The sequence below is a fragment of the Rhizobium sp. 22-785-1 genome, from assembly GCF_053521965.1.
The window spans coordinates 52,571-74,657 of record NZ_JBNWDI010000009.1; the positions used below are offsets into that span (position 1 = coordinate 52,571).

At 58.1% G+C, this 22,087-nt stretch carries 27 protein-coding genes and 1 tRNA gene; 17 read left to right on the top strand and 11 right to left on the bottom strand.

What is annotated here, in order from left to right; genetic code table 11:
• Positions 1 to 15: 15 nt before the first annotated feature.
• Positions 16 to 876 (bottom strand): LysR substrate-binding domain-containing protein, encoded by an 861-nt coding sequence (locus ACQZ5M_RS17490; RefSeq protein WP_449080377.1) that lies wholly within the window; start codon positions 874 to 876, stop codon positions 16 to 18.
• A gap of 199 nt (positions 877 to 1,075) precedes the next feature.
• Here ACQZ5M_RS17490 and ACQZ5M_RS17495 point away from each other — a divergent pair, with 199 nt between their 5' ends.
• Positions 1,076 to 2,116: a bile acid:sodium symporter family protein gene (locus tag ACQZ5M_RS17495; protein WP_449080378.1), complete on the top strand. Its 1,041-nt coding sequence runs from the start codon at positions 1,076 to 1,078 to the stop codon at positions 2,114 to 2,116.
• 386 nt (positions 2,117 to 2,502) lie between these two features.
• On the opposite strand, the gene ACQZ5M_RS17500 is transcribed toward ACQZ5M_RS17495, so the two are convergent.
• A complete protein-coding gene (locus tag ACQZ5M_RS17500) occupies positions 2,503 to 2,985 on the bottom strand; it encodes an Hsp20 family protein (protein WP_296013917.1) in 483 nt (160 codons plus the stop codon).
• Between the two features lie 519 nt (positions 2,986 to 3,504).
• Here ACQZ5M_RS17500 and ACQZ5M_RS17505 point away from each other — a divergent pair.
• A complete protein-coding gene (locus ACQZ5M_RS17505; RefSeq protein ID WP_449080379.1) occupies positions 3,505 to 4,446 on the top strand; it encodes an alpha/beta fold hydrolase in 942 nt (313 codons plus the stop codon).
• An 18-nt stretch (positions 4,447 to 4,464) separates the two neighbouring features.
• On the opposite strand, the gene hisN is transcribed toward ACQZ5M_RS17505, so the two are convergent.
• Both hisN and ACQZ5M_RS17515 read right to left on the bottom strand, forming a co-directional pair.
• Complete coding sequence (gene hisN / locus ACQZ5M_RS17510) at positions 4,465 to 5,241, bottom strand: histidinol-phosphatase (RefSeq protein WP_449080380.1); 777 nt, start codon at positions 5,239 to 5,241, stop codon at positions 4,465 to 4,467.
• A gap of 348 nt (positions 5,242 to 5,589) precedes the next feature.
• A complete protein-coding gene (locus ACQZ5M_RS17515; RefSeq protein ID WP_296040327.1) occupies positions 5,590 to 6,474 on the bottom strand; it encodes an N-formylglutamate amidohydrolase in 885 nt (294 codons plus the stop codon).
• Between the two features lie 180 nt (positions 6,475 to 6,654).
• Between ACQZ5M_RS17515 and cpdR the strand changes: the two genes are divergently transcribed.
• From cpdR to ACQZ5M_RS17570, 11 genes are all read left to right on the top strand, one after another.
• Positions 6,655 to 7,017, top strand: coding sequence for a cell cycle two-component system response regulator CpdR (gene cpdR / locus ACQZ5M_RS17520; RefSeq protein ID WP_027675545.1), 363 nt, complete (start codon positions 6,655 to 6,657; stop codon positions 7,015 to 7,017).
• 81 nt (positions 7,018 to 7,098) lie between these two features.
• A tRNA-Val gene (locus tag ACQZ5M_RS17525) sits at positions 7,099 to 7,173 on the top strand.
• Between the two features lie 227 nt (positions 7,174 to 7,400).
• A complete protein-coding gene (locus ACQZ5M_RS17530; protein ID WP_296102138.1) occupies positions 7,401 to 7,661 on the top strand; it encodes a hypothetical protein in 261 nt (86 codons plus the stop codon).
• A gap of 59 nt (positions 7,662 to 7,720) precedes the next feature.
• The gene (locus ACQZ5M_RS17535; protein WP_449080381.1) at positions 7,721 to 8,647 is read left to right on the top strand and encodes an ArsR/SmtB family transcription factor; all 927 of its coding nucleotides are present in this window, start codon (positions 7,721 to 7,723) and stop codon (positions 8,645 to 8,647) included.
• 172 nt (positions 8,648 to 8,819) lie between these two features.
• Positions 8,820 to 10,331 carry an arabinosylfuranosidase ArfA gene (arfA, locus tag ACQZ5M_RS17540; protein ID WP_449080382.1) on the top strand — a complete coding sequence of 504 codons (1,512 nt, stop codon included), beginning with the start codon at positions 8,820 to 8,822 and terminating at the stop codon, positions 10,329 to 10,331.
• A 44-nt stretch (positions 10,332 to 10,375) separates the two neighbouring features.
• Positions 10,376 to 11,476 carry an ABC transporter ATP-binding protein gene (locus tag ACQZ5M_RS17545; protein WP_449080383.1) on the top strand — a complete coding sequence of 367 codons (1,101 nt, stop codon included), beginning with the start codon at positions 10,376 to 10,378 and terminating at the stop codon, positions 11,474 to 11,476.
• Positions 11,469 to 12,392: a carbohydrate ABC transporter permease gene (locus tag ACQZ5M_RS17550; RefSeq protein WP_449080384.1), complete on the top strand. Its 924-nt coding sequence runs from the start codon at positions 11,469 to 11,471 to the stop codon at positions 12,390 to 12,392. Before ACQZ5M_RS17545 ends, ACQZ5M_RS17550 begins: the two co-directional genes overlap by 8 nt.
• Positions 12,392 to 13,240 (top strand): carbohydrate ABC transporter permease, encoded by an 849-nt coding sequence (locus ACQZ5M_RS17555; protein ID WP_296076324.1) that lies wholly within the window; start codon positions 12,392 to 12,394, stop codon positions 13,238 to 13,240. Before ACQZ5M_RS17550 ends, ACQZ5M_RS17555 begins: the two co-directional genes overlap by 1 nt.
• 95 nt (positions 13,241 to 13,335) lie before the next feature.
• Positions 13,336 to 14,655 (top strand): ABC transporter substrate-binding protein, encoded by a 1,320-nt coding sequence (locus tag ACQZ5M_RS17560; protein ID WP_449080385.1) that lies wholly within the window; start codon positions 13,336 to 13,338, stop codon positions 14,653 to 14,655.
• Positions 14,656 to 14,848: 193 nt separating this feature from the next.
• A complete protein-coding gene (locus tag ACQZ5M_RS17565) occupies positions 14,849 to 16,102 on the top strand; it encodes an acetylglutamate kinase (RefSeq protein WP_449080386.1) in 1,254 nt (417 codons plus the stop codon).
• A gap of 14 nt (positions 16,103 to 16,116) precedes the next feature.
• On the top strand, positions 16,117 to 16,503 hold the full coding sequence (locus ACQZ5M_RS17570; RefSeq protein ID WP_449080387.1) for an ACT domain-containing protein: 387 nt from the start codon (positions 16,117 to 16,119) through the stop codon (positions 16,501 to 16,503).
• Between the two features lie 42 nt (positions 16,504 to 16,545).
• Here the strand turns inward: ACQZ5M_RS17570 and ACQZ5M_RS17575 are convergent, their stop codons facing one another.
• Positions 16,546 to 16,686: a DUF2256 domain-containing protein gene (locus ACQZ5M_RS17575; protein ID WP_296013939.1), complete on the bottom strand. Its 141-nt coding sequence runs from the start codon at positions 16,684 to 16,686 to the stop codon at positions 16,546 to 16,548.
• A gap of 187 nt (positions 16,687 to 16,873) precedes the next feature.
• On the opposite strand from ACQZ5M_RS17575, the gene ACQZ5M_RS17580 reads away from it, so the two are divergent.
• Positions 16,874 to 17,446 carry a DedA family protein gene (locus ACQZ5M_RS17580; RefSeq protein ID WP_449080388.1) on the top strand — a complete coding sequence of 191 codons (573 nt, stop codon included), beginning with the start codon at positions 16,874 to 16,876 and terminating at the stop codon, positions 17,444 to 17,446.
• Positions 17,447 to 17,479: 33 nt separating this feature from the next.
• Here the strand turns inward: ACQZ5M_RS17580 and ACQZ5M_RS17585 are convergent, their stop codons facing one another.
• The 5 genes from ACQZ5M_RS17585 to ACQZ5M_RS17605 are packed head-to-tail and all read right to left on the bottom strand — an operon-like array spanning position 17,480 to position 19,768.
• Positions 17,480 to 18,091, bottom strand: coding sequence for a hypothetical protein (locus ACQZ5M_RS17585; RefSeq protein WP_449080389.1), 612 nt, complete (start codon positions 18,089 to 18,091; stop codon positions 17,480 to 17,482).
• A gap of 14 nt (positions 18,092 to 18,105) precedes the next feature.
• On the bottom strand, positions 18,106 to 18,336 hold the full coding sequence (locus ACQZ5M_RS17590) for a hypothetical protein (RefSeq protein WP_296040267.1): 231 nt from the start codon (positions 18,334 to 18,336) through the stop codon (positions 18,106 to 18,108).
• Complete coding sequence (locus ACQZ5M_RS17595; protein WP_296075356.1) at positions 18,299 to 18,733, bottom strand: hypothetical protein; 435 nt, start codon at positions 18,731 to 18,733, stop codon at positions 18,299 to 18,301. The genes ACQZ5M_RS17590 and ACQZ5M_RS17595 overlap by 38 nt, the downstream gene beginning before the upstream one ends.
• Positions 18,730 to 19,317, bottom strand: a complete 588-nt coding sequence (locus tag ACQZ5M_RS17600; RefSeq protein ID WP_296075358.1) for a lysozyme — start codon at positions 19,315 to 19,317, stop codon at positions 18,730 to 18,732. The genes ACQZ5M_RS17595 and ACQZ5M_RS17600 overlap by 4 nt, the downstream gene beginning before the upstream one ends.
• A complete protein-coding gene (locus ACQZ5M_RS17605; protein ID WP_449080390.1) occupies positions 19,280 to 19,768 on the bottom strand; it encodes a hypothetical protein in 489 nt (162 codons plus the stop codon). The genes ACQZ5M_RS17600 and ACQZ5M_RS17605 overlap by 38 nt, the downstream gene beginning before the upstream one ends.
• Before the next feature lie 84 nt (positions 19,769 to 19,852).
• Here ACQZ5M_RS17605 and ACQZ5M_RS17610 point away from each other — a divergent pair, with 84 nt between their 5' ends.
• Together ACQZ5M_RS17610 and ACQZ5M_RS17615 are read left to right on the top strand one after the other, a co-directional pair.
• Complete coding sequence (locus ACQZ5M_RS17610; protein WP_448746489.1) at positions 19,853 to 20,452, top strand: XRE family transcriptional regulator; 600 nt, start codon at positions 19,853 to 19,855, stop codon at positions 20,450 to 20,452.
• Positions 20,453 to 20,685: 233 nt separating this feature from the next.
• Entirely contained in the window at positions 20,686 to 21,054 is a 369-nt protein-coding gene (locus ACQZ5M_RS17615; RefSeq protein ID WP_449080391.1) for a hypothetical protein, read from the top strand.
• Positions 21,055 to 21,121: 67 nt separating this feature from the next.
• On the opposite strand, the gene ACQZ5M_RS17620 is transcribed toward ACQZ5M_RS17615, so the two are convergent.
• Positions 21,122 to 21,505 carry an acyl-CoA thioesterase gene (locus ACQZ5M_RS17620; protein ID WP_296014318.1) on the bottom strand — a complete coding sequence of 128 codons (384 nt, stop codon included), beginning with the start codon at positions 21,503 to 21,505 and terminating at the stop codon, positions 21,122 to 21,124.
• A 342-nt stretch (positions 21,506 to 21,847) separates the two neighbouring features.
• On the opposite strand from ACQZ5M_RS17620, the gene ACQZ5M_RS17625 reads away from it, so the two are divergent.
• On the top strand, positions 21,848 to 22,054 hold the full coding sequence (locus ACQZ5M_RS17625; protein ID WP_296014319.1) for a hypothetical protein: 207 nt from the start codon (positions 21,848 to 21,850) through the stop codon (positions 22,052 to 22,054).
• Positions 22,055 to 22,087: the final 33 nt, after the last annotated feature.

The window sequence follows — 22,087 nt, forward strand, 5'->3', positions numbered from 1 at the left end:
AAAGCTGCTGGGCTTTCACGCAAAACTGCCCGGCACCATGCCCTTTGCCGTGACCAGCGATGACAGCGCCCGCACCAGTTCTGCATCCGCGCCCTTGCGCGGCTGCAGCACGAACTCCACGTCTTCCAGCGATGGCAAGCTTCCGTGAGGTAGTTCACGCAGGCCAGATGGCGCCATGCTGCGGGGTTGGACGAGAACGCCCATGCCTGCGCGGGCGGCAGCCGTCAGCCCACTGAGACTTCCGCAAGTGCAGACGATCCGCCAGGCAACGCCTACCCGATCGAGCGCTTCTTGCGCGGCTTTGCGCGTGATGCTGGGCGGCGGAAAGGCGATGAGCGGTAGCGCTTCTGTGCGCGCAAGGATCGCATCCGGATCCTTGGCGAGCCACACCAGTGGCTCGCGATAAAGGAAATGGCCAAGTTGATCGCCAAGTCTGCGCTTGGCCAGCACGACATCGAGCTCGCCATTGTCCTGCATTTGATAGAGAACGCCAGAAAGCGAGACCGTCAGCTCCAGATCGACCAGCGGATAAAGCCTGGTAAACTCTTCCAGAATGACGGTGAGACGGCTTGCGACAAAATCCTCCGAGACGCCAAGGCGCAGCCGACCACGCAGACTGCTCTCACCAAAGAGGGTGGCGACCTTGTTGTTGAGATCCAGCATCTTGCGCGCATAGCCTAACAGCGCCTCGCCCTCCGGCGTCAGTCGTACGCGATGCGTATCGCGGGCGATCAGTTGCTGGCCGAGTGAAGCTTCCAGGCGTTGGATGTGCTGGCTGACTGTCGACTGGCCAATCCCCAACCGCTCTGCGGCTTGGGTGAAACTCATTGTCTGCTCCAGCGTTACGAAACTGGCGAGATGTTGCAGGTTCAGCATGGCTATCTCAAAACATGATAACTGTTAGTTTTTGCATCTGATTTCATGATGAGCGATAGTGCAGCCGATTACAATCCGCAAGCTGGCTGGCGGCGCTGAGGGATCTTTCGCTCTTTTCGCGCTTGAGCCCGGTTCGGCGGATTTCCCGATTGCAAGGCGAAAAGCCGTCTTGCGCACCACGTTCTAGAAAGGCCGCGTCATGAGCCGCTTCCTGCCAGACCGCTTCACATTGATGCTGGTCGCCACCGTCATCCTCGCGTCGCTGCTGCCGATCAGCGGGGAGCCTGCACATTATTTCTCCATCGCGACGAAATGCGCCATTGCGCTACTCTTCTTCCTGCATGGCGCACGTCTGTCACGTGATGTGGTACTGGCGGGCATGCTGCACTGGCGGCTTCACCTCGTCATCCTTCTCGTCACCTTTGGTATCTTCCCGCTGGTCGGCATCGCGCTCGGTTACATTCCAGACAGCATCCTGCCGCAGCCGCTCTATATGGGCGTGCTGTTTCTATGCGTTCTGCCGTCCACAGTGCAGTCCTCGATTGCCTTCACCTCCATGGCGGGCGGCAATGTCCCGGCGGCGATCTGCGCAGCCTCGGCTTCCAATATTTTCGGCATGTTCCTGACGCCTTTGCTCGTCGGCTTCCTCTTTACCGTCGGCGGCCACGGCGGCGGCTTTTCGCTCGATGCCTTTGGCCAGATTTTCCTGCAGCTGCTGCTTCCCTTCATTGCCGGTCAGGCTCTTCAACCGTGGATCGGCAACTGGATACGCGCCCGCAAGACGCTTCTGGCCCCCGTTGATCGCGGCTCGATCCTGATGGTCGTCTATCTGGCCTTCAGTGATGCCGTCGTGGAAGGCATCTGGCATCAGTTTACGCTGCGCGATATTGCCGTGGTCATCGGCATCAACATCGTGCTCCTGACGCTTGTTTTGTGCTTCACCATGTTCGGCAGCCGTTTGCTCGGCTTCAAGAAGGAAGACGAGATCACCATTACCTTCTGCGGATCGAAGAAGAGCCTCGCAAGCGGCGTGCCGATGGCTGGCGCCATCTTTGCCGGCCAAAGCATCGGCGCCATCGTCCTGCCCATCATGCTCTTCCACCAGATCCAGCTGATGGCCTGCGCCGTGATTGCGCAGCGCTATGCCAAGAAGGCGAAGGAAGCGGAGGCTGCAAAGATTGCTGCACCGGCGGCAGACGCGCCCGAGGCCGCTGCCATCGCCGCCAAGACGGCATCGTAGAGCGTTTCCTTGTTAAATAGAAACAGTTCTGTTGGTTCAAACGGGATCGACTGATTGTCCGGGCGGCGCGTGCCGTAGCCAACGCATACGGCCAAGCCGTCCGGGCAAGCAGGTGGCCCGTTTCAACCAACCCGAAGGGCCGGTCATCTTTCCGCCAGGATCAAAGGCGATCGGCTCGACCGTACCTTTGGGTATGCCCTTCGCCAATCGCCTTTGCCCTGACGAAAACCTGCTCCGGCAGAACGTTTCTATTTAACAAGGAAACGCTCTAAGGCGGCTGAGCGCGGCACGAGGCTTACGCCAGAGTGAGCTTCGCCCATCCGTAGACGCAAAAAAAGACGGCCCCCTTGCGGGAGCCGTCTTCTCATTCTGGGCTAACCCTTAGCTTAGTTCACCTGGGTTGGCGTTACCTGTGCCTCGATCTGCTTCGGTGCGTCCGAGACGTCGGTCGCAATCGCGATGCGGCGCGGCTTCATGGCTTCGGGAATGTTGCGAAGAAGGTCGATGTGGAGAAGACCGTTCTTCAGCGAAGCATTCTGCACTTCCACATGGTCGGCAAGCTGGAAGCGGCGCTCGAAGGCGCGCGTGGCAATGCCGCGATACAGGAAGTCGCCCTCGGATGCCTTCGTGTCTTCGGCCTTCTCGGCCTTGACGGTCAGCACATTGGCGCGGGATTCGATGCTGATTTCGTTTTCATCGAAACCGGCAACCGCCATGGTGATGCGGTAGGCATTCTCGCCGGTGCGCTCGATATTGTAGGGCGGATAGGCCTGCGCCTGCTCGGGCTGGCCGATGCTGTCGAGCATCGAGAACAGGCGGTCGAAACCGACAGTGGAGCGGTACAGGGGGGAAAAATCAACGTGACGCATGGTGTCCTCCTTAGAAGCGACTGTTTGCGGTGGCGACTCTCCATCCCATTCTGGCGATGAGAGAGACCTGGATACGGCCCCGTTCTGGCGACCGTGAGCAATAAGTGGGAATGCTGTTTTGTCAGTTCAAGAGGAAAAATTTTCGAGATCGTATCACCTGAATGATGGCTGAATACGAGGTTCCGGATGCGTTCATTTTCGCACCGCTAGAAACGTCTCATCGAAGGCAACTTCGAGGGCGGAAGAGCATCGTCCCTTCTCCTTCCGTCCGACTGGCCGGAACCGCGACTGCTAAGACCGACGGTTCCGGCAATTTTTCTGATGGCGCATATTTCCTTTGACGCATGCGGGCGCTCAACCTATCCCCTTCAGATATCTCTACAGCATCGGCCCGGAAATCGGATTCGATTTTCACAAAACACGATGCGTAGATTTAAAGAGGATAGAGCGTCCTTTGTGCGTGTAAAAAAGCCGCAGGACGCTCTCGTGCGACCACGATTTGCCCCAGGCAGGATATCGATGACCGAAGCCATTCTCCATGAGACCAAAGGCAATACCGTGCCCGGCAACCACCATGTCGGAATTTTCGAAGGTCAAGGCGGGAAGAAACTGCGTTATGCGATTTTTCGCTCGGAACAGACGGTCGCGCGCGGAACCATCGTGCTGCTGCACGGTCGCAATGAAACGATCGAGAAATACTTCGAGACAATCCGCGATCTGACGGTGAAGGGCTTCTGGGTCGCGACCTTCGATACGCGCGGCCAGGGTGGTTCGGAGCGGTTATTGAAAAAGGCGGATGCCGGTTACGTGCGGCGCTTTTCCGATTATCAGAAGGACGTGTCGCTGTTTCTGGAACAGGTCGTGCTACCGGACACGCGGCTGCCATTCTTCCTCATGGCGCATTCCACGGGCGGCTTGATCGCCTTGTCCATGGCCCCGCAACTCTCCAATCGCATCGAGCGCATGGCGCTCTGCTCGCCCTTTATCGCCCTTAGCGGCCAGTCCGTTTCGCCACGATGGGTCAAGGCGATTGCAACAGCGCTGACCCTGACGGGCTTCGGCGGCAAGCAATTGGGCAAAGACCAGCGAGAGCGGGATTTCGACGGCAACCCGCTGACATCCGATGCCGAGCGCTTCGCCCGCAACATCGCCATGATCGGTAGCCACCCGGAGCTTTTCATCGGCAGGCCGACCGCTCGCTGGGTCTATGAGGTGATGAAGATCATGCCGAAAGTGACGCGGCAGGATCACCTTACCCACATCACCATTCCAACTTTGTTGTTGGCGCCGGTTCTCGATACCATCACGCCCTATGCGGCGCAGGAGGAATTGTCGCGCAATTTCCGGGCAGCGCAACTCATCCCGGTGATCGGCGCGCGCCACGAACTCTTCCAGGAACGCGACATCTATCGTGCTCAGGCGCTTGCGGCGATCGACGCCTTTTTCGCGCCGGAGGAATAAACCGGACTGGACAGAAGATCAGAGCCCGGAAAGCAGCGCGAGCGCCTCTTCATGCACGGCCTTGCTGCCTGCAGCGATGATCCGCCCTGCCTCTTCTGGCCGTGCGCCATCCCAGGTGGTGATGATGCCGCCTGCCTGTTCGATGATCGGGATCAGCGCACCGACATCATAGGGCTTCAGGCCGGATTCGATGACGAGATCCACATGGCCGGCAGCCAGCAAAGCATAGGCATAGCAATCCACGCCATAGCGGAACAGGCGAACCTTGTCCTGCACCTTGCCGTAACGTTCGGCCTCCATTGGCGTGAAGATATGGGGCGAGGTGGTAAAGAGAATGGCATCCGAAAGCGAGCTGCAGGCCCGCGTCCTGATCTCTTTTTCGCCCTCCGGCCCCTTGTACCATGCCTTCTCCCCATCGGCGTAATAGCGCTCGCCGGTAAAGGGCTGGTCCATTAGGCCCATTCTGGCGCGACCGCCGGATTGGAAACCGATCAGCGTTCCCCAGACCGGCACGCCGGAGATGAAGGCGCGGGTGCCGTCGATCGGATCGATCACCCAGACATGCTCGCGGTCGAGCCCGATGCTGCCATGCTCCTCGCCAAGGATGCCGTGATCGGGAAAACGCTCGGTGATCAGTGCGCGGATTGCCGCTTCGGCTGCCTGGTCGCCCTCAGTTACGGGATCGTAACCGCCAGCCTGCTTGTTATCGACAGCGATACCGGTGCGAAACCGGGGCAGCGTCTCCTCCTTGGCGGCATCGGCGAGGCGGAAGAAGAAGTCGCGATCTGGCAGCATGAAAATCCCCGGCATCTGTAATTGGCTGGAGAATCACATAGCGCGGTTCTGCGCGACTCGTCCACTCCACTTACGTGAGGCACCTATTGCCTGCAGAATAGGCATGCCCAAGAAATGCCAGTCCACCATACATGCAAACACCTAAATATTGCCTATAATTTATACAAGTAATTATAATGATTGACAATTGTGCATTTTTATCTAGGATGGGGAGCACAGTCTTTGACTGTAAATACCCTCCTTGGGTGTTTCCTCCCTAGACTTAACCGCGCGAAGGCGCGGTTTTTTTTGCGCTCAGCCCAGAGCGGCGCGAGACGTCCAGGCGTCCTGTTCAGGATGAAAAAAGCTTTATTCGGCCGCAAAGGCCATATCGATCACATATTCCGAGACGAAACCCGCCATCTGACGCATGAAGATTCCCAGGGCCGATTGCATGGCCGGGAAATCCGCCGCCTTCAGAAAGGTCTTTTCGTCCACATAGAGTGCGCGATTTACCTCGATCTGCAACGCATGCAGCGAGCGGATCGGCCGGCCGTAATGCTCGGTGATGAAACCGCCGGCATAGGGCTTGTTGCACACGGCGTTGAAGCCAAGCTCTTCAAGGAAATGCAGGGCCGCACGGGAAATCTCCGCAGAGGCGCTGGTGCCGTAACGATCGCCGATGATGATGTCGGGGCGGATGTTCGATCCGGCAAGGCGGATATTGCCAGGCATGGAATGGCAGTCGATCAGCACCGCCATGCCATGCGTGGCATGGGTGCGCGAGACGAGGCGGCGCAGGCACGCATGGTAGGGCTTGTAGATGCCCTCGACACGCGACAACCCCTCCTCCACCGATAGGCGGTGCGCGTAGATATCCATGTTCTCCGCCACGATGCGCGGCACGGTGCCAAGACCGCCTGCAACGCGCATGGAGCCGATATTGGCGTAAGATGGCAGTGCGCCGTCGAACATGCGAGGATCGAGCTCATAGGGCTCGCGGTTGACATCCAGATAGGCGCGGGGGAAATTGGCCTTCAGCAGCGGCGCGCCGATATCAGGAGCGCACGCAAAAAGCTCATCGACGAAGCAATCTTCCGAGCGGCGGATTTCGTAGGAATCGAGCCGCGAGGATTCAAGAAAGGAAACGGGGTAACAGCGGCCGCTATGGGGTGAATTATAGACGAAGGGAATGCTGTGCACCGCTGGCTCGCACACCTCGAACAGCTCATATTCGCCCGTCACCCAGTCCATGCCGTCCCGTTTACCATGTCATAATTCTGCCAGACGCATCATGTTGCCAGTTGCGCCAGTGCAAGTCCATACTGGCAGGCAGTCACCCTCTCGTGATTCTACCATTCACATGATATTTACTCCGACAATGGTACAATCGCGATAGGGTATCCCAATAATTCTGTAGTTACGGTCACTTATATGGTTCAGAAAATTCTTCTCGCCGAAGACGACAATGACATGCGCCGCTTCCTGGTGAAGGCGCTTGAAAAGGCCGGATACAAGGTCTCGTCCTTCGATAATGGTGCAAGCGCCTATGATCGGCTTCGCGAAGAGCCTTTCTCACTGCTTTTGACCGATATCGTCATGCCGGAAATGGACGGCATCGAGCTTGCGCGCCGCGCCACCGAACTCGATCCCGACCTCAAGGTCATGTTCATCACCGGTTTCGCAGCGGTTGCTTTGAATGCTGATTCGAAGGCGCCGAAGGATGCCAAGGTGCTTTCCAAGCCATTCCACCTTCGCGACCTCGTCGACGAGGTCAACAAACTCCTTGTGGCGTAAGGGTTTCAAAAAAACCTGTCACAAAATCGAAAAAGGCAGTTGACGCTTCATTCGGTTATGTGATTTATGCGCCGCAACGGAGGGCGTGTAGCTCAGCGGGAGAGCACTACGTTGACATCGTAGGGGTCACAGGTTCAATCCCTGTCACGCCCACCATCCGAATTCAAAGAAATCAAGGCCTTGCAAAATATTGCAGGGCCTTTTTCTTTATTGTCCCGCCCTGCGCCAGACCGCAATATACCTCAGACAGGACCACGTCGCTGGCGTTCGAAGCAGCAAGCCAGGATGCACCGTGGCGAAGAGCCAGTGCGGCATGAGTTCCCTTCGCTCCGAGGATGAGTTCGGGCGCGATAGAAACAGGACTATGTAATAAAGGTAGACGAATGAGCAATCGCACCTCATCTGGGCTGAGGCGCTTCGTCAGCGCCGCCTCAGGTCCGTGGAAAGCAGCAATCTGCTTTTTTGGCGTCGTTGCAGCTCTGATGGGAATGAATGCCGTAGCGATCCTGTGCGGATGGTACACGCTCTCCAATCGCCTCGTAGCCTATACCGCTCTCGCTGCCGTCGGATTTTTCGTATCCGTGCTCCTGCAAGCCTATTTCAGCCTTACCGCCTCTAAACGGGATCGGGCAGACAGGAAGTAGCGACTTTTCAATTATCAGAAAGCGCGATACAAATCGGAAAATCCGAATGTAAAAGCGCCATGACGAAAAAATTCCTGATCATCGATCCCGAGACCGACCACGCCGTGTTGAAGGGCATTGCCTCGCCGACGCGAGCGATCATGCTGAAAATGCTGCACGATCGCGGCCCTATGAATGTCAACGACATGGCGGCGGCTTTGGACCTGCCGCAATCGACGGTTTCCACCCACATCCAGATTCTGGAAGATGCCGGTCTGCTGCAGAGCGAGACGCAGAAAGCGCGCAAGGGAAGCCAGAAAATCTGTCGCGCCACGGTGGAAGAGGTTGTTGTCGTCTTCAAAAGCGAGGTGCGAGAGCCGCGCAAGGACATGATCGAGGTGGCCATGCCAGTGGGTCTTTACACCGGCTTCGAGGTGACGGCACCCTGCGGGCTCTGTTCACCAGATGGTATCATCGGCCTTCTCGATGTTCCGAATGCACTTCTGGATCCGGACCGGATGAAGGCGGGGCTGATCTGGTTTACCCGTGGCCATGTGGAATATCAGTTCCCCAACAATGCCAAACTTTCCAACACCGCAATTCGCGAGCTTGAAGTGGCGGTGGAGCTGAGCTCGGAAGTGCCAGGAACCAGCGCCGACTGGCCGTCTGACATAACGCTGACCATCAACGGCAAGAAGGTCGGCGTGTGGACCTCGCCCGGAGATTTCGGCGATAAGCGTGGCGTCTATACGCCAGACTGGTGGAAGCTCAAGGGCTCGCAATATGGCAAGCTGAAGAACTGGCGCGTCGGACCGGACGGCACCTTCGTCGATGGCGTGCAGATTTCCGATGTGACGCTGGCCGATCTCGATCTTGCCAGCCATCACTCCATTCGCGTGCGCATCGGTATCGAGGACGACGCTTCCCATCCAGGCGGCATCAATATCTTCGGCAAGGGCTTCGGCAATTACGATCAGGACATCGTTCTGCGCCTGAAAATCGAATAATATCAAGAATTCCGATATTTAAAATAAGAATGCGACATCAAGCTGTTAGAAATTACGGGTAGCTTCTTCACGCGGTATCAGCGCTCTTCCGGTTGACCCTTACCGGATTTTCCGATTTATTATCAGCAATGGCGATACATATCGTTTTTTATGATATTAATGGGAGGAATGCATGAAGGTGTCGGTTGTGGCGCATCCGCAATTTGTCGTGGCGGATATTGATCCAAGACTCTACGGGTCTTTCATCGAGCATCTCGGTCGCGCGGTCTATACCGGCATCTACGAGCCAGCCCACGAAGCGGCCGATCAGAACGGCATGCGTCAGGATGTCATCGATCTCGTCAAGGAACTGGATGTTCCGATCGTGCGCTATCCCGGCGGCAACTTCGTTTCCGCCTACAATTGGGAAGATGGTGTTGGCCCGAAGGAAGAACGTCCCGTACGCCTCGATCTTGCCTGGCATACTTCTGAGAGCAACGAAGTCGGCCTGCATGAATTTGCCGACTGGTGCGTATCCGCCAACACCGAAATGATGCTGGCCGTCAATCTTGGCTCACGTGGTCTGGATGAAGCGCGCAATATGCTGGAATATGCCAATCATACCGGCGGCAGCGAGTGGAGCGACAAGCGCATTGCCAATGGGCGCAAGGAGCCCTTCGACGTCAAGCTCTGGTGCCTCGGCAATGAGATGGATGGCCCCTGGCAGATCGGCCACAAGACAGCCGATGAGTATGGCCGCCTGGCCCATGAGACCGCCAAGGCCATGCGCGCCTTCGACAGCTCGCTCGAACTTGTCGTCTGTGGCTCGTCCAATGCCAAGATGCCGACCTATCCGGAGTGGGAAGCGACCGTTCTCGACCACACCTATAACGAGGTCGATTACATCTCGCTTCACATGTATTTCGAAAACCATGCCAATGATGTGGGCAACTATCTGGCGATGAACCAGAAGCTCGATGACTATATCATGTCGGTCGCAGGCGTCATCGATTACATCAAGGCCAAGAAGCGCTCGTCGCGCCAGGTCTATATCTCTTTCGACGAGTGGAACGTCTGGTATCACTCGAAGGAACAGGACAAGAAAACGCTTGCCGGCGCCGATGGCTGGCCATTTGCCCCACCGCTCCTTGAGGATATTTACAATTTCGAGGATGTGCTGCAGGTCGGCCTGATCCTCAACACCTTTATCCGCCGCTCGCATGTGGTGCGCATTGCCTGCCTGGCGCAGCTCGTGAACGTCATTGCGCCGATCATGACCGCGCCGAACGGACCGGCCTGGCGCCAGACGATCTTCTATCCCTTCCTGTTTGCCTCCCGCTACGGTCGCGGCAAGGCGCTGGATCTGAAGGTCGACAGCCCCACCTATAAGAGCGATGTGGCGGGCGAGGTATCCTGCCTCGACGTATCCGCCGTGCATGACGAGGAAGGCCGCTTCGTCAGCTTCTTCATTGTCAACCGCTCCGACAAGGAGATCGAGGCCGACTTCGACGTCGCAGCCTTCGGCAGCGAAAGCAGCATCACCGATCACCAGGTCATGACCCATGCCGATCTGAAGGCCGTCAACACGCAAGCGAATATGGACAATGTCGCGCCAAAAAAGGCCGATACTGCAACGCTTGCCAACGGGCGGCTTTCGGCGCGTTGCGCTCCCTACTCCTACCAGATGCTCCGCATCAAGGTCTGACCGGCTGAGCCGGGAATGCCAGACGGGTCATGGGAGGAGAGACAATGACGGCAAGTATCGATATCAACAATGTGAGCAAGCACTTCGGCGGGCTGACCGTTTTCGAAGGGCTGTCGCTTTCCATTCCGGCGCATGAATTCGTCGTCTTCCTCGGCCCTTCCGGCTGCGGCAAGTCCACGCTTTTACGCATGATTGCCGGGCTGGAAAGTGTGGATGACGGCGAAATCCGCATCAATGGCGAACGCATCGACGACCAGCCACCGGGCAAACGCGGCGTCGCCATGGTCTTCCAGTCCTATGCGCTCTATCCGCATATGACGGTGCGCGACAACATGGCCTTCGGGCTGAAGAACATCGCCGTCGACAGCTCCGTCATCGATGCCCGTATTGCCGAAGCCGCACGCATGCTGGAGATCGGCCATCTGCTGGAGCGCAAGCCCGGGCAATTGTCCGGCGGCCAGAGGCAGCGTGTCGCCATCGGTCGTGCGGTAGTGAAGGAGCCGAAAGCCTTCCTCTTCGACGAGCCGCTGTCCAATCTCGATGCGGCATTGCGTACCCGCACCCGCATCGAGCTTGCCCAACTGCACCAGCGGCTAAAATCGACGATGATCTTCGTCACCCATGACCAGATCGAAGCCATGACGCTGGCAGACCGGATCGTCGTCATGAACAATCGGCAGATCGAGCAGATCGGCACGCCGATGGAGATCTACAATCGTCCCGCCAGCCGCTTCGTCGCCGGCTTCGTCGGTGCCCCGGCAATGAATTTCCTGCCCGTCACCATCGGCACGGATGCTGGCTTGGTGAGCGTCGAAACCGCCTCCGGCATCAAGATCGCAACCGCCATTCCGGCCGCAGGCATCGCGCCCGGCGCATTCGAACTCGGCCTGCGTTCGGAAGACATGCGCATCACCACACCCGGCACCGGCTCTGCCGAAGGCATTGTGGATGTGGTGGAGCGGCTGGGAGAGCGCACGCTGGTCTATGTGCGCCTTGCCGACGGCCAACAGCTTGTCGGCTCTGATAGCGGCGATAGCCGTGTTACGGTCGGCGACCGGGTGGGCCTCTCCTTCGATAGCGCCAAGGCGCATCTCTTCGCTGCGTCAGGCCGCGCCTGGCATGCGCGGGAGGTGGGTCATGGCTGAAGCACTGACTGCACCAAATACAGTCCCAATCAAGCGAAGAAAGAGCGTCGATATCTACGCGCCTCAATGGCGAAACTTCCTCTTCGTCGCGCCCTATCTCGTCTTCTTCGTCACGCTGCTTGTCGTTCCGCTCTTCTGGGGAATCTGGCTTTCCTTCCACAAGGCGGATACATTCTCCTCCGGCCGCTTCATCGGCCTCGGAAATTATGTCCGCCTGTTCAATGATAAGATCTTTCTGCAGTCGATCTGGAACACCTTCTATTTCGTACTCTTGACCGTCCCGTCGCTGGCCTTGCTCGGCCTGTTTCTGGCGCTCTGCCTTAACAAGCGCACCCGCAGCGCCGCCGTTCTCAGAGGCCTGTTCTTTTCGTCGTCGGTTCTCTCCGTCACCATCGTCACGCTGATCTGGCGGATCGTCTACATTCCCGATATCGGCCTTCTGTCGATGATTTTCGGCCTGTTCGGTGCTCGTGCCCCTGCCTTCCTGTCGGACCCGAGCCTTGCGATGATCGGCATCGCTATCGCCACCGTCTGGTGGTGCATCGGCCTGCCGATGATGCTGTTTCTCTCGGCCCTTCAACAGATCCCGCAGGATATCTACGAGGCCGCAGCCCTCGATAATGCCAACCGCTGGCAGACGCTGCGGTCCATCACCCTGCCCTCGATCAAGCGCACCTTCGTGCTCGTCGTCATCATCCAGATCGTCTTTCAGTTCCAGCTCTTCGGCCAGGCGCTGTTGATGACGCGCGGTGGCCCGAACAACCTCACCAAGCCGATCGTCTTCTATATCTACGAAACCGCCTTCCGCCGCTGGGATCTTGGCCTCGGTGCCGCCGCGTCCGAAGTGCTTTTCGTGCTGATCCTGATCGCGGCCATGGTGCAATTTCTGGTGTCCCGCAGAAAGGCAGATGTGTGATGGCTTCGCAAAACTCCAACATCATCGGCAGATCCTTCGGCGACCGCGTTCTCTACGGCCTCGTCATCCTTCTGGCCATCGTCATGGCAGCGCCTGTCATTTACGTCATCGCGCTGTCCTTGAAAGACAACAATGCGCTGATGGTCGATCCGCATTCGGTCTTCCATCTGCCCTACACGATCAAGAACTATATCGACACGATCGGCACCTCCAGCGTGTTCCTCTGGGTGTTCAACAGCATCGTGGTGGCGGGCGGCATGACGATCATGACGCTGATCCTATCCTCGCTTGCGGGCTATGGCTTCGCCCGGCTGAACTTCCCCGGTCGCGACGTGCTATTCGTCCTCGTGCTATTGGGTCTCGCCGTGCCGGAACAGGCGGTGCTCATTGCCCGCCATCAGATCTTCAGCTGGCTTGGCCTGCACAATTCCTATCCGGGCTTGATCCTGCCCGGTCTGTCGTCCGCCTTCGGCGTATTCCTGATGACGCAATATTTCCGCGCCATTCCAAAGGAGCTGGATGAGGCGGCGATCCTCGACAATGCCAGCCGCTTCCGCGTCTTCTGGAAGGTGCTTCTGCCACTGACCGTTCCGGCCCAAGCGACACTTGGCATCTTCACCTTTCTCGGCGCCTGGAACGATTACTTCTGGCCGCTGATCTCTGCGACGAAGAAGGAAATGTTCACGCTCACCGTCGGCATTGCCTCGACGCAAATGAACTTTGCCCAGTCGCAGGGCATCGGCTTTCTGATGGCGCAGGCGGTGTTCGCCGGCGCACCGATCCTGATCATCTATCTGTTTTTCCAGAAATATATCGTCACCGCCGTCTCTGGCGCGGCGGTGCGGTGATGCATGACGCTCCGGCCAAGATGCAAGGCCTGAACGAATGAGGAAAAGACGCCGCTCGCCCAGCGACGGCGAAACCTGAGGAGGAGGAGACTATCATGACTTTGAGGACATTGTTTCTCGCCACCATATCCGCAGCCGCGGTTCTGGTCGCATCACCAAGCTTTGCCGAGACCGAATTGCAGGTGCAGCGCTTCTTCGGCGCTTGCGATGCAGACTTTGGCAAGAACACCGATATCAGCAAGGCGGTGGGCGAATGCGGCATCATCACCTCGATGATCAACAAATTCGCTGCCGACAATCCCGATATCAAGATCAATGTCACCACGGTGGAATGGCCGGGCTACGACCAGTTGACCGCTCAGTTCGCCTCGGGCGACGCACCGGACATCGTTACCATCCATGAATCTGTCCTGTCCGACTATCAGTCCAAGGATCTGCTGGTACCGCTCGACGACATGTTAAAGACGGTCGGCGTGACGCCGGACAAATTTACCGACGCCGCCAAGGAAGGTGTCACCAAGAACGGCAAGATCTACGGCCTGCCGATCGACAACTGGACCATGCTCTATCATATCAACATGGACCTGTTCAAAACCGCTGGCCTCGTCAATGCCGATGGCACGCCGATCCTGCCAAAGTCGCCGGAAGAGCTGTTGGCCCAGGCCGAGCAGTTCAAGCAGAAGACCGGCAAGCCCTATTTCGTCCAGAACCTTGCCAATGAGACGGCGCTCTATGCCCGCAATCTCTACACCTATCTCTTCCAGCAGGATTCCGATTTCTTCGCCGATCCGAAAAAGGTGAAGTTCAACACGCCGGAAGCCCGCAAGATCGTGGAGATGTACAAGACCATCTTCGAAAAGGACGACACGACGAAGGACCTCGATTACGGCGGCTCCATCAACGCGTTCCTCGGTGGTGAAGGCGGCGTACACCTGAACGGCACCTGGATGGTCGGCGACTACAATGCCCAATCTGAAAAGCCGGGCACTGCGCTGAACAAGGGCGGCTATGCGGTCTATCCCTATCCGCAGCTCTTCCCTGGTGCCAAGGCGCAATATGCCGATGGCCACAGCTGGGCGGTTTCCAAGAAGGATCGCACGCCGGAGCAGGAAGCGGCGATTGCCAAGTTCCTGAAATTCTTTGCCGATAATGATTTTGAATGGTCGCGCACCGGCCACCTGCCGGCTTACAAGGCGGTCATCGAATCCGCCGAGTTCAAGGCGCTGCCGCATCGCGACACGATTGCGCCGATCGCCACGCTTGGCAAGCCGCTGCCCTCTGCCGTCCAGCGCCAGTTCGCCATTCAGGACATTGTCGGCGAGGAAATGAGTGCGGCCATCACCGGGCAGAAGGACGTTGATTCCGCGCTGGCCGATATGGAAAGCCGCGTCAACGAGCTTCTCGCCAACCTCTGATCAGTAGACCGCAGCCCCCCTTTGCTGCGGTCTCTCGCGCCTCGCCTACCCTCCCGGGGGCGAGGCGCGAGATTTTGATGAGCGCACCGCTCTCTTTTTCGCCTTCATGGTCGATATGATTTGGAAATGGACAATCTTGGTCCTATGGGTGAAACCACTCCATCGCCCGAAACAATCAACGACCGTGCCTAAAATGCAAAGCGACACCCGCCAGACAATCGTGCGTCTTCTCTCCACCATGGCAAGCGCCAAGGAGATCGACCAGTATCTGAAACGCTTTTCCCAGCTCGATGCCAAGCGCTTCGCGGTGGTCAACATCGATGGCGCGATCCTGCACGATGCGCGCGAAGCGGAGGCAACAGCCTCGTCGCTGTCGTTTCTGCAACAGGTCGGCCTGACGCCTATCGTCCTGTTGGGGGCAGCCGCTGGCAATCGATTTGAGTTTTCGGCAGAAGCTTTGAATCTCAAGCTTGTCGAACTGCTTGAGCAGCAAGGCGCGCGCGCCACTTCGATTGCGGCAGGCATCTTCATGGCGCAAACGTCGACAGGCAATACTGCCAATCCTGTTGCAACCATCAGCGCCGTCGAACTGGCACCGATCGAAGCCAGCTTCCATGCTGGATCGATCCCTGTCATCAGCAGCGTCGGAGAGACACCATCGGGCCAGGTCATCGAGATCGGCAGCGATGACGCGACCAGCGAGATGGTACGGTCGTTGCAACCGTTCAAGGTCATTTTTCTGACAAGCCAGGGCGGCTTGCGCCATGACACTGGCCGCCGGATCGATTCGATCAACCTGTCTACCGAATACGACCAGTTCGTCGGCAAAACCTATGGCGACGGCGGCTTCACCTTCAAGATCGAGCAGATGAGAGAGTTGCTGGACGTCTTGCCGATGGAGTCTTCGATCTCGATCACCAACCCGGCCAATCTGGCGCAGGAGCTTTTTACCCATAAGGGCTCCGGCACGCTGATCCGCCGCGGCGAGCGCGTGCTGCGCGCCACCTCCTGGGAGGAGCTGGACCTGACCCGGTTGAGAGCACTGATCGAATCCAGCTTCGGGCGGCCGGTGGTGGCGGATTATTTCCAGCGCACCCGCCTGCTGCGGGCCTATATCAGCGAGCATTACCGCGCCGCCATCATCATGACTGAAGAAGATGGCGTGCCCTATCTCGACAAGTTCGCCGTGCTGGATGAGGCGCAGGGCGAGGGCCTGGGACGTGCGGTCTGGAAGGTCATGCGCGAAGAGACACCGCAATTGTTCTGGCGCTCGCGCCATAACAACCAGGTCAACATATTCTACTACGCCCAGTCCGATGGCTGTTTCAAACAGGAGCGCTGGAAAGTGTTCTGGTGCGGCCTGACGGATTTCTCACAGATCGAAAAATGCGTGGCCCATTGCGCGGTACGTCCCACGACCTTGATCGACGCTGAAACCAGACAGTAGAGGGACGAGGCGCCATGCCACATTCGATCAATCTGCGCATTGTTCCCGGTCTCTACGGCGTCGCACGACTTGCAGCTAGCGCATCCGTCCCGGACTGGTTCAATGGGCCCGGCTTCTCCGCCCTGGTGAGAAGCGATGATGAACTCACTCTGATCTGCCTGCAAGACCGCGTGCCGGGGGACATCGAAGCCGAGCCGAACTGGCGCTGTCTGCGCAGCCTCGGCCCCATTCCCTTTAATGCGACCGGCATCCTTCAGGCACTGATCCAACCGATCTCCGAAAATGGCATAGGCGTATTCGTTCTCTGCACCTTTGACGGCGAGCATATTCTCGTGCCGGACAGGGATTGGGACCGCGCAGAACGTCTTCTTGAAGAGGCAGGGCACGTCTTCGTTTCGTAGTGGCGCTCTCATCACTTCGTCAGGACGGGCGGGAGCGAACCCTTATTTCGCTTCGCGGCATCGCTGGGAGCAGAATTTTACAGTCTCCCAGTCCTTAGCCCATTTCTTGCGCCAGACGAAAGGCCTGCCGCAGACCGGGCAGATCTTCGAAGGCAGGTCCGATTTTTTCCGATGTTTCGCCATCCGCTCCTCCAGTCCCACGCCTTACGGCATCACTCGCCGGCTGGATCACGAAACGATAAGGCGATGGATCCCTTTACGCGCCGGCACCACGAAAATACCGAAGACGACAGGCGCGAAACCAGGATGCGGTAGCAACCATTTGTGCCCCACGACAGTCTTACCATCGACCAATCATCCGGAACACATCATGGCCTTTGAACACTTCATAACCGATTACGGCGTTGCCGCCGTTCTCATTGGCTCCGGCGTCGAGGGAGAGACCGTCGTATTTCTCGGCGGGGTCTTGGCCCACAAGGGTCTGTTTCCCTATTCGCAGGCCGCCATGGCAGCCGCAATTGGCTCATTCCTGGCAGACCAGATCCTGTTTTTTCTCGGACGCTATGCCAGCGATTTTAAAGCGGTGAAGCGGCTGACGGCAAAGCCCGCAATGAGGCGCGTCACCTCCTGGCTGGAACAGCATCCCAACGCCTTCATCTTTTTCTTCCGCTTCGTCTATGGCATTCGCACCATCAGCCCGGTCGCAATCGGCCTATCCTCCATTGCGGCCACTCGCTTCTTCTTCATCAACATGATTTCCGCCGCCACTTGGGGCACCGTCATCACCGCTGTCGGCTATGGTTTGGGACAGGCTGTCGAAACGCTATTGGGCAGACTTGCGCTCGGCCATCATATGGCGCTCGTTTTGATCCCCTGCATCCTCATCATCGCGGCAGTCGCTTTCGGCGTGCATCATTTCGCCAGATCTTCGGAAAAGACATGATCGGCACCACATGCCGAACGTGAGCTTAAAGGCTTATTGAGGCTGAGCTCGCCTCTTCTGCTCGTCGATCTGGCGCTGCTGAGCGCTGAAGCGTTGATCGTAATCGGCAAAAGCGCGATCGACCTCGGGACGTGGAACCTGCGCGTCGCGCAAATCCTTGATTTCTGTTTCCAGTCGAATGCGGTCCTCGGAGCCGCGCTGTTGTCGCCACTCCATTTCCTGGCGCGTCACCATCCGCTCGGTCATGGCCACGATGCTCTGCTGCGTGGTTTCGGCCAATCTGGCGACAGCCATCTGTGCCAATTCGGAATTTTTCAGGATCGCGGCATCGAGACGGCTCTGGTCCTTGCTGAGCGTGCCATAAACGAAGGCGCTGAGCGCCGCCAGGATCGTGAACGACACGCCAACCGCCGACCAGACGACAGGCCATTGGGTACGGCTGCGCTCCGCAAGGCTGGCAGACAGGCCGGAGATCGACGTGCGCATCTCATTGGCAATTACCCCCATGGCGTTTTCCACCTGCTTGAAACCGGAGCGCATTTCCGTTTCAAGATCGCTCTGCCTGCGCCCCAGGTTGGTGACGCGCTCGCCAAGCTGTGCGGTGGCGGCATCGCTATAGGCGCGGTGGGTTTCATGGCCGTTCATGTCTTCAAGTCCTGTCATTGCCTGATACCACGCTCCACGCCCTGCGGCGTGGTCGGGTCGAAACGTGTTTTCACGCCATCGTAAAAGGAGGCGCATCGCCCGGTGCGTCGGTCAGCGAGATCGGCCGCAACTTCCCATCGCAATTGCGTATTGCGCGGCTTCTCGATCCCGTATTTCGGCACGACCCTGTCCATCGTCTGACGGCACTCATCGGGCAGATCCGGAAGGCGGATTCCTGCGGCCATCCTGCCCCGCGCGTCCGCGGCTGCAATCAGCCGCGCCTCTTTGCCGGCACAGCCAGAGACGATCAGCATCGCTCCAGCGGTAATCGCCATCATCCATCGTCTGGTTGTCATTGCGGATCGCCTCTTCGAGTTCAGCCTGGCGTTTTCGTTGGGTAAGAGCATCGGCCACCGCACGCTTGCGATAGTCTTCAAGCGCCTGGGCGCTCGCATTGCGCTGGCGCTCCAGTTCCGTAGCCTTTGCCTCGGCGGCGGTCTTTTCCGAGAGAAGCACATAACCTTTTAGCAGTGTCGCATCATGCGACGCCAGCCACAGCCGAAAGCCGCCAAAGGCCAGCAGGGCCACGATGATAAGGGCTGCAAAGCGCGCCAGAAGCGAAGTCGGAAAAAGCATGTTCATAGGCCGCTCACGCAGAGTTCGGCTTCGCCAATGCGCCGCGCGTCGCCCATTTCCCGACGGTTGACGAGGCCGCGCACGATCTGGCCACCGGCACGATTGAAGGCCGTCTGCGCCTCACAGGCCGCCCGCCACTGCCCTGCCTCAACGCGCGCCTTCGCCGTCGACCGGCACCAGGCACCGACACCAAAATTATAGGCGCCGGAGATCATCGACGCACGAACGCTCAAAGGTGCTTTCGCCAGGTTCGGAGAGCATGTCATGATCGCCTGGTGATAGTCATCATGGACGCGGCGCAGAAGCATGTCGCGACACTGCGCCTTCGTCTTCGTCATGCCGGGACCGACACCTTTCGTCTCGCCATAACAGATGTCCCAGATTTTCGCGTAAGGGTCCCAATGGGACTTCAGCACCAGCCCCTCCCAGGGGATGATGGCCTTCTCCACTGCCAGAATGACGGCAGGATCCATTTTCGCCGTCGTGGCATAACGGTCATAGGCCGTATAGCCACCGGCAGCGATACTGGCGAGCACCGCCGCAAGCGCAGCCTTACCCCGCCGTGTCGGCGTGATCCTGTTGATCGGCATCGACAATACCTTTCTGAGCAAGAATACGGGAAATAAAGGCCGCGCAGGTCGCGGCCCCTGAAAGCGCGGCAAAAACGCCGCGCGGAATATCGAGATTTTCATCGATGATCGGCAGAAACACTTCGAGGCCGGACAGAAGCCCGGCAAGCACGAGCCCGCCCCGATGCCTGAGAGCAGACGGCCCGGCAAAAGACGCTTCCGCCTTTCGCCTCAGCGCGTGCCGCTCACCAAAGACATCGGGGCGCAGGTCCAGACGAGGGACAAACCCATCCCCCGCCATTCGCAAAGCAGACACCGCCTCACCCGCAACCGCTGGCGTCACGCAGACGTGCCCGGCGTCGGGCAGCGGCGGCAAAAGCAACGGCTTGTCACAGCTGCTTGCCGCAGCAAGCCCGGCTTGAAAGCCGCCAGCCTCAGCGGCATGGATGATGTGATGACGAAATCTGCTCATACAAGAAAACTAGTAAAAATTCGGGCGTCCGTCAACTAGTTTCCTTGTGTGCTTTTCCACAAGCGTTCTGGTAATAACTAAGCCATGGGAATTATTGGCGAAAATCTGAAGTCGATCAGGAAGATCAAAAATCTTTCGCAGGCGAAAGTTGCGGAACTGTCGGGCGTCAGCCAGCAGCTCATCTCGCAGCTCGAGACCGGCTTGACCGAAAAGACCACAGAGCTTCCTGCTCTCGCCCAGGCGCTCGGCGTCGGCGTCCATGAGCTCGACCCATCCTACACGCCGGATGCGGAGGGCATTCCCACGTTAAGCGTGCCCTATCTCGCCTGGGTCAGCGCCGGCGCCATGATCCGCGATGACATTGCCGATGAAGCGCTTGGCCTCATCCGCGTGGCGGATTTGCCGGCCTCCGGAGACTGGATCGCTTTGAAAGTCATAGGAGATTCCATGGATCGGATCTCTCCGCCCGATTCCATCATCTTCGTCGATCGCAGCGACCGTAACCTCGTGCCCAATGGCTGCTATGTCATTTCAGACGTGGAAGGCAACGCCACATATAAGCGCTACCGCTCCGGCCCCATGCGCTTCGAGCCGGTTTCGACCAACCCGCAGCATGAGCCGATCTTCCCGGATAACGATCCCATCATTGTCGGTCGCGTCCGCCGCTCGATCATCAACATGTAAACCATTTGGGAGGACTGCCCTCCCGATCTTGGACCACCCCCGCCTGACGGCGGCTACCACGCACGGCCCTGCGTTCCCAACGCGATTCTCTCTTTGTTCTCATATTTACTAGTTTTCTTGTTGACAGAGATACTAGTATTATAGTAGACGTTGCTCACTCACTAGGGATGAAACGACTCGGGGATCGAGCAGTCAATCCTCCAGCGAGACAGCGATGACGAGGAGGTTCTCCCATGACCGCACCTGGCTACATCATCGGAAAAGACGAGATGCTGCTCATTGCCACCCGCTGGCGCGATGGCGATACGGTTCTTCTGGAAATGCCGGCGCGCCTTTATAAGGCGCAAGAAATCCAGGCCCTCATCGATGAAACAACCTCCGAAAACTGCACGGTAATTGGCGTCGATCTTTACGACTTCAAGGCCAAGAAGGGCATGTCCATCGCCGAGGATTTCGATCTCCGCTCCTTCACCGAGCGGGAGGAAGACCGCAGGGAAGAAGAGGCACGCGACGAGATCGCTCGACACCGCCGCCTGCGCCACGGCACCGGCCTCTACAATACGCTGAACCACGTGCAGCAGGACATCCAGTCGCGGGCGTAATCAGGACGCCCCTACCACTGACCGACATCGCCAACACACGCAGCCAAGCACATCGAAGGCAAAACCCTCACCCCTTCACCGGCCTCGGGTTGCCCGCCTCGTCCACCGCCACCATGATGAAGATCGCTTCCGTCACCTTGTCGCGGGATTGCTGCGAGTGGCGGCGCGTCCAGGCCTCGATCTTCAGCGTGATCGATGTGCGGCCGATCTTTTCGATACGGGTGTAGACGCACAGCGTATCGCCGATCTTGACCGGCTTCTTGAAGATGATCTCGTTGACGGCAACGGTCACGGTGCGCCCGCCTGCAGCGTCATTGGCGCGAACGAATGCGGCAAGGTCCATCTGCGACATGACCCAGCCGCCAAAAATATCCCCTGCGGGATTGGCGTCGGCCGGCATGGCAAGCGTCCGCAGTGTCAGTTCCATATCGGTAGGGGGTTGGGTATCCATGAGCTTAAACCTCTTGATCGCGCACCTCCCAGTGCCGCGATACCCTATTCGCCCGCCCCCCGAAAAGAGCCATTTCGTCGTGGCTGGTTTTCGTTTCCGGCATGCCGGCCTTGGCACGCCTCAACAACACCGCATGTTGAAATCGATCCGCGCCAATAACAAGCCTCGTGTGCGGATGTTGCTATGCGCGCATCGAAATAGAGCCGCATGTCACATTCCGCCGAATCGCATTAATACTGGGGCGCACAAGTTTCGGTAACGCTTCATTAACTATAGTGGGTCAATCTCTTAATGAATTAGCGTGTGTTCACATACTTCCAGATGCAGGGCGGGGCTCTAAAAATGGCATATGACTGGAGTGGGAATGACATCAAGCAAAGGCATTATGACCGCGTGATCGTGGCTGCCTTGCTTACCCTCGTATCGATTGCGGTCACGGCACCTTTCATGCTGCATTTCGAAACCGACATGACGGCGAAAGCGCAGGCCGAAAACCGCGCGCCGATCATCATCGAAGAGGCCCGGACTATTCGCCTCGCGCGGTCTTAACGCGAGTATTGACAGCAAGAAAGCGCTCAGACA

Excerpts from the sequence above, each read along its gene's own strand:
- ACQZ5M_RS17490 (WP_449080377.1), bottom strand. The coding sequence starts at position 876 with ATGCTGAACCTGCAACATCTCGCCAGTTTCGTAACGCTGGAGCAGACA.
- ACQZ5M_RS17495 (WP_449080378.1), top strand. The coding sequence starts at position 1,076 with ATGAGCCGCTTCCTGCCAGACCGCTTCACATTGATGCTGGTCGCCACC.
- ACQZ5M_RS17500 (WP_296013917.1), bottom strand. The coding sequence starts at position 2,985 with ATGCGTCACGTTGATTTTTCCCCCCTGTACCGCTCCACTGTCGGTTTC.
- ACQZ5M_RS17505 (WP_449080379.1), top strand. The coding sequence starts at position 3,505 with ATGACCGAAGCCATTCTCCATGAGACCAAAGGCAATACCGTGCCCGGC.
- hisN (WP_449080380.1), bottom strand. The coding sequence starts at position 5,241 with ATGCTGCCAGATCGCGACTTCTTCTTCCGCCTCGCCGATGCCGCCAAG.
- ACQZ5M_RS17515 (WP_296040327.1), bottom strand. The coding sequence starts at position 6,474 with ATGGACTGGGTGACGGGCGAATATGAGCTGTTCGAGGTGTGCGAGCCA.
- cpdR (WP_027675545.1), top strand. The coding sequence starts at position 6,655 with ATGGTTCAGAAAATTCTTCTCGCCGAAGACGACAATGACATGCGCCGC.
- ACQZ5M_RS17530 (WP_296102138.1), top strand. The coding sequence starts at position 7,401 with ATGAGCAATCGCACCTCATCTGGGCTGAGGCGCTTCGTCAGCGCCGCC.
- ACQZ5M_RS17535 (WP_449080381.1), top strand. The coding sequence starts at position 7,721 with ATGACGAAAAAATTCCTGATCATCGATCCCGAGACCGACCACGCCGTG.
- arfA (WP_449080382.1), top strand. The coding sequence starts at position 8,820 with ATGAAGGTGTCGGTTGTGGCGCATCCGCAATTTGTCGTGGCGGATATT.
- ACQZ5M_RS17545 (WP_449080383.1), top strand. The coding sequence starts at position 10,376 with ATGACGGCAAGTATCGATATCAACAATGTGAGCAAGCACTTCGGCGGG.
- ACQZ5M_RS17550 (WP_449080384.1), top strand. The coding sequence starts at position 11,469 with ATGGCTGAAGCACTGACTGCACCAAATACAGTCCCAATCAAGCGAAGA.
- ACQZ5M_RS17555 (WP_296076324.1), top strand. The coding sequence starts at position 12,392 with ATGGCTTCGCAAAACTCCAACATCATCGGCAGATCCTTCGGCGACCGC.
- ACQZ5M_RS17560 (WP_449080385.1), top strand. The coding sequence starts at position 13,336 with ATGACTTTGAGGACATTGTTTCTCGCCACCATATCCGCAGCCGCGGTT.
- ACQZ5M_RS17565 (WP_449080386.1), top strand. The coding sequence starts at position 14,849 with ATGCAAAGCGACACCCGCCAGACAATCGTGCGTCTTCTCTCCACCATG.
- ACQZ5M_RS17570 (WP_449080387.1), top strand. The coding sequence starts at position 16,117 with ATGCCACATTCGATCAATCTGCGCATTGTTCCCGGTCTCTACGGCGTC.
- ACQZ5M_RS17575 (WP_296013939.1), bottom strand. The coding sequence starts at position 16,686 with ATGGCGAAACATCGGAAAAAATCGGACCTGCCTTCGAAGATCTGCCCG.
- ACQZ5M_RS17580 (WP_449080388.1), top strand. The coding sequence starts at position 16,874 with ATGGCCTTTGAACACTTCATAACCGATTACGGCGTTGCCGCCGTTCTC.
- ACQZ5M_RS17585 (WP_449080389.1), bottom strand. The coding sequence starts at position 18,091 with ATGAACGGCCATGAAACCCACCGCGCCTATAGCGATGCCGCCACCGCA.
- ACQZ5M_RS17590 (WP_296040267.1), bottom strand. The coding sequence starts at position 18,336 with ATGGCCGCAGGAATCCGCCTTCCGGATCTGCCCGATGAGTGCCGTCAG.
- ACQZ5M_RS17595 (WP_296075356.1), bottom strand. The coding sequence starts at position 18,733 with ATGAACATGCTTTTTCCGACTTCGCTTCTGGCGCGCTTTGCAGCCCTT.
- ACQZ5M_RS17600 (WP_296075358.1), bottom strand. The coding sequence starts at position 19,317 with ATGCCGATCAACAGGATCACGCCGACACGGCGGGGTAAGGCTGCGCTT.
- ACQZ5M_RS17605 (WP_449080390.1), bottom strand. The coding sequence starts at position 19,768 with ATGAGCAGATTTCGTCATCACATCATCCATGCCGCTGAGGCTGGCGGC.
- ACQZ5M_RS17610 (WP_448746489.1), top strand. The coding sequence starts at position 19,853 with ATGGGAATTATTGGCGAAAATCTGAAGTCGATCAGGAAGATCAAAAAT.
- ACQZ5M_RS17615 (WP_449080391.1), top strand. The coding sequence starts at position 20,686 with ATGACCGCACCTGGCTACATCATCGGAAAAGACGAGATGCTGCTCATT.
- ACQZ5M_RS17620 (WP_296014318.1), bottom strand. The coding sequence starts at position 21,505 with ATGGATACCCAACCCCCTACCGATATGGAACTGACACTGCGGACGCTT.
- ACQZ5M_RS17625 (WP_296014319.1), top strand. The coding sequence starts at position 21,848 with ATGGCATATGACTGGAGTGGGAATGACATCAAGCAAAGGCATTATGAC.